This is a genomic window from Pseudomonas sp. (assembly GCF_049645325.1).
In the GTDB taxonomy this organism is placed as follows: Bacteria; Pseudomonadota; Gammaproteobacteria; order Pseudomonadales; family Pseudomonadaceae; genus Aquipseudomonas.
On sequence record NZ_JBARTQ010000049.1, the window covers coordinates 1 to 2,639 of the forward strand.

2 protein-coding genes and 1 pseudogene are annotated in these 2,639 nt (G+C 63.1%); all 3 read right to left on the reverse strand.

The genetic code is table 11. The annotated features are described in order from the left end of the window. Positions 1–118 (reverse strand): annotated as a pseudogene (locus WBB95_RS02150) (metal-dependent hydrolase); the annotation flags it as partial. 15 nt (positions 119–133) lie between these two features. Further along, a complete protein-coding gene (locus WBB95_RS02155; RefSeq protein WP_424486084.1) occupies positions 134–1,024 on the reverse strand; it encodes an SDR family NAD(P)-dependent oxidoreductase in 891 nt (296 codons plus the stop codon). Continuing rightward, positions 1,021–2,559 carry a flavin-containing monooxygenase gene (locus tag WBB95_RS02160; RefSeq protein WP_424486085.1) on the reverse strand — a complete coding sequence of 513 codons (1,539 nt, stop codon included), beginning with the start codon at positions 2,557–2,559 and terminating at the stop codon, positions 1,021–1,023. The genes WBB95_RS02155 and WBB95_RS02160 overlap by 4 nt, the downstream gene beginning before the upstream one ends. Positions 2,560–2,639 lie beyond the last annotated feature (80 nt).

Sequence of the window (2,639 nt, forward strand, 5' to 3'; positions counted from 1 at the left end):
GGGGAAACAGCAGCGACAAGGCATTGAAAAAATGTGTGATGAACGGACCTTGTTCATGCCAGTCCTTGATGCGCTCGGCGGGCAGGGCGAATCGGATGTCGCGACGGATCGGCAGCATGGTGCGTGCTCCTGTTCAGAGACGGGGTTCGTCGTTGGTTTCAAACACCGGCGTGCGCTGTTTGGGCGCCATGCGCTTGCTGGCGAACACCACCAGTGCCTGGTAAGCCGACGGCAGCAGGCGGGCGAGCAGGTCGAGGCCGTAGGCGTCGCGGCCGATCAGCACGCGGCGTTTGTTCTTGCGCACGCCTTGCAGGATCACCTTGGCGGCGTGGTCGGCATCGGTGATGAAGAGCTTTTCGAAGTCGGCGCGGGCCTGCTGTTCGCTGTGGATCAGAAAGCCGGTCATGTTCGCGTCGATGCGACTGCTGCGGCAGATATCGGTGCGAATGCCGCCGGGGTGTACGCAGGTGGCGGACACGCCACAGCGTTGCAGGTCGAGTTCCTGGCGCAGGGATTCGGTGAACCCGCGCACGGCAAACTTGGTGGCGTTGTAGCCACTCATGCCGGGCTGGGCAAACAGGCCGAACACGCTGGAGGTGTTGACCACATGGCCGTCGCCGCTGGCTTTCAAGTACGGCAGAAATGCCTTCGTGCCGTGCACCACGCCCCAGAAATTGATCCCGACGATCCATTCAAGGTCGGCATAATCGACGCCTTCGACGGTGCTCGACAGCGCCACCCCGGCGTTGTTGAACACCAGGTTGACCTCGCCGTGCTCGGCCACGCAGCGCGCCGCCCAGTTTTCCATGGCCTGGCGGTCGGACACGTCCAGCACCTGGGTGGTGATCAACACCGGCGACAGCGTCGAGGTCTTGATCAGTTCCACGGTCTGCGCCAGGCCTTGGCTGTTTTTATCCGCCAGGGCCAAGTGACAACCTTCACGCGCCAACGCCAGGGCCAGGGCGCGGCCCATGCCGGACGCCGCACCGGTAATCGCCGCCACGCGGCCATTGAATGACTTCATGACAGGCTGCCTTCTGCGGTGGAGTGAGGCGCCGCCACCGGGCGCGGCGTCGTGTTGATCGGAAGCGGGCTGGCGACATAGTCCTTGAGCGCGAAGTGGCGGGTGACGCGCTTGAAGCGCCAGGTCGAGCCGGGCCACAGCGTGGTGTTCTTGCCGGTGCGCGGGTCGAGGTACCAGCTCTGGCAGCCGCCGGTGTTCCAGATGGTGCGCTTGAGCTGCTGCTGCAACTGAGTGTTGTAGGCCTGTTCCACGGCGGCTTTGACGTCCACGGTGGCGATGCGCTGGCGTTGCATCTGTTCAAGCGCATCGAGGATGTAGGTGACTTGAGCCTCGATCATCAGAATCATCGAGTTATGCCCCAGGCCCGTGTTTGGCCCGACGATCAGGAACAGGTTCGGGTACCCCGGCACCGTGGTGCCCTTGTAGGCGTGGGCGCCGTCGCGCCAGGCGTCCATCAGGTCGATCCCGTCGCGGCCGATGATGCAATCGCGCGGCAACGGGTCGGTGGCCTGGAAGCCGGTGCCGAAGATCAGGCAGTCAGCCGGGTGCTTGATGCCGTCGGCGGTGATCACGCCGTCGGCCTCGACGCACACTACGGGGTCGGTCACCACCTCGACATTGCTGCGCGACAGCGCCGGGTAATAGTCGTTGGAGATCAGCACGCGTTTGCAGCCGATGGTGTAGTCCGGCGTCAGGGTTTTGCGCAGGGAAGGGCGGGCCACCTGTTTGTGCAGATGACGCTTGGCGATTTTCTGCACCATTTTCATCAGGCGCGGGTGCAGGGCAAAGCCGATGACGCGACCTTCCAGCGCCCAGTAGAAAGCGCTGCGCACCAGGCGCTGGGTGAAGGGCAGGTGCTTGAAAACCCAGCGTTCGCCACGCGAAATCGCGCGGTCCGGCTTGGGCATGATCCACGGCGGTGTGCGCTGGAACAGGTCGAGGTGGGCCACCTGCGGCGCGATCTGCGGCACGAACTGGATGGCACTGGCGCCGGTGCCGATCACCGCGACGCGTTTACCTTTCAATGAATACTCATGGTCCCACTGCTGGGAGTGGAAGCGTTTGCCCTTGAAGCTCTCCAGCCCCGGAATAGCCGGCAGCGCCGGGCGCGACAGGCCGCCCATGCCCGACACCAGCACACGCGCGCTGACCTGGCGGCCGTGGCTGAAGCTCAATTGCCAACGTTGCTGTTGCTCATCAAAGACCGCGCGCTCAAGGCCCATGCCGAAATGCAGGAAGGGCGCAAGCTCAAAGCGCCGGGCGCATTGCTCAAGGTACGCGCGGATCTCGGCCTGGGGCGCAAATTGCCGCGTCCAGTCCGGGTTGGGCGCAAACGAAAACGAATACACATGAGACTGCACATCGCAGGCGCAACCCGGGTAGTGATTGTCGCGCCAGGTGCCGCCGAGGGTGTCGGCTTGCTCGGCGATGAGGAAGTCGGTGAGGCCGGCCTCCTTGAGTTTGATCGCCATGCACAGGCCGGCAAAACCTGAGCCGATGATGGCGATGTCAATTGAATCGCTTTGGGCATTCATAAATCAGCCTCGTTGATAGAGCGCTTCGTGGGCATCAGACATGCTCCTGTTTTTGTTTTGTCTTTTAGATAGAACACCAT